Origin of the sequence: Actinoallomurus acaciae, from assembly GCF_042429965.1 — a bacterium.
Taxonomy (GTDB): domain Bacteria; phylum Actinomycetota; class Actinomycetes; order Streptosporangiales; family Streptosporangiaceae; genus Actinoallomurus; species Actinoallomurus acaciae.
In genome coordinates this window covers 1-1,658 of the sequence record NZ_JBHLZP010000964.1, presented here as the reverse complement: position 1 = coordinate 1,658, position 1,658 = coordinate 1, and the positions used below count along the sequence as shown (strand labels likewise).

General features: G+C 75.3%; 2 protein-coding genes. Both read left to right on the top strand.

Annotated elements, in window-relative coordinates; all coding sequences use genetic code 11:
- A partial coding sequence (locus ACFFNX_RS49410) for an amidase (RefSeq protein ID WP_378213409.1) occupies positions 1–924 on the top strand: 924 nt, incomplete at its 5' end.
- Positions 924–1,658 (top strand): helix-turn-helix domain-containing protein (locus ACFFNX_RS49405; RefSeq protein ID WP_378213408.1); only part of this gene is annotated, 735 nt, incomplete at its 3' end. The genes ACFFNX_RS49410 and ACFFNX_RS49405, both read left to right, overlap by 1 nt.

Here is a 1,658-nt window from a genome sequence, read left to right as displayed (position 1 = left end):
GACGGCGCGGGCTCGGCCCGGGTCCCCGCCTCGTGCTGCGGGCTGGTCGGCCTCAAGCCGAGCCGCGGCCGGACGCCGTGCGGGCCCGACGTGGGCGAGCTGGGCTTCGGCATGGCCTGCGAGTCGGCGCTGACGCGCACCGTGCGCGACGCCGCCCGCTACCTCGACGCGATCCAGGGCCCGGCCGTGGGTGACAAGTACACCGCGCCCCCTCCGCTCCGCCCGTACGAGGACGAGCTCGCCACCGACCCCCACCGGCTGCGCGTGGCGGTGACCACGTGTTCCTGGTCGGGCGCCCCGGTCGATCCGGAGGTGGCCGAGGCGGCGGTACGCACCGGCCGCCTGCTGGAGGAGATGGGACACGCGGTCACGGAGGCGAGCCCGGAGGCCGACTGGGACGCCGTGCTGCGCACGACCATGACCGAGATGGTGTCGATCGCGGCTCTGCTCCTGCTGGCGCCGAGCCGGCCGGACCCCGCGAGGATGGAGGCCGTCTCGCGGCGGATCCTGCGGATGGCCGAGGAGATGAGCGCGCTCGACCTGATCGCGGGCCTGGACGCGCAGAACCGCATCACCCGGGCGGTGGGCGCGTTCTTCACCGGCTACGACCTGCTGGTCACGCCCACGATCGCCCGTCTCCCGGCCCCGCACGGCACGCTCCGCTACGACGACCCGGCCCACACGGTGGAGAGCTGGCTGCGGGCGGAGTTCGACTACGGCCCGTTCACCTCCCTGTTCAACATCTCCGGGCAGCCGGCCGTCAGCCTGCCGCTCGCCCAGAGCCGCGACGGCCTGCCGATCGGTGTTCAGCTCGTCGCGCCGTACGGGCGGGAGGACCTGCTGTTCCGCGTCGCCGCCCGGCTGGAGGAGGCCGTTCCGTGGCGCGACCGCGTCCCGCCGACAGGGCTCAGGCGGGTCGGCTGATGCCGAGGACCAGCCGGCTCCGGAACCGCGGCGACGGGGCGATCCTGGTCGCCGCGTTCTCCTCGGCGGGCCGCCGGTACGACACGCACTGGCACACCGGGCACCAGCTGGCCTGGGCCTCCTCGGGCATCCTCACCGTCTCCTCGCCCGACGGCACGTGGGTGCTGCCGCCGACGCGGGCCCTGTGGATTCCGGCGAACGTCGAGCACGCCATGGACGCCGTTCGCCACACGACCGTCTGCTGCCCCTACTTCGCCGCCGATCGGGGGCCCGGCTGGGCCGTCCCGACCGTGGTCGCGATCAGTCCCCTGGCGCGGGAGCTGATCCTCCACCTGGCCGGCGCCGAGCCGCCCTCGGCCCGCCGCCGGGCCGAGAGCGTCCTGTTCGACCAGCTCGCGCCGGTGCCGGTGACCACCATCGCGGTGCCGATGCCTCGTGACCCGCGCGCCCTCGACGTGGCCCGCGCCGTGATCGAGAGCCCCGCCGACGACGCCACACTGGACATCTGGGCGCGGCGCACCGGCACGAGCATCCGCACCCTCGCCCGCCTGTTCACGACGGAGACGGGCATGTCCTTCGGCCGCTGGCGCACCCAGGTACGCCTGCGGGCGGCGCTGCCGCTGCTCGCCGAGGGCCTGCCGGTCGCCACCGCGGCCCGCCGCGTCGGCTACGCGACCCCGAGCGCCTTCGTCGCCGCGTTCCGCAAGGCCACGGGCATGTCACCCGGCGCCTAC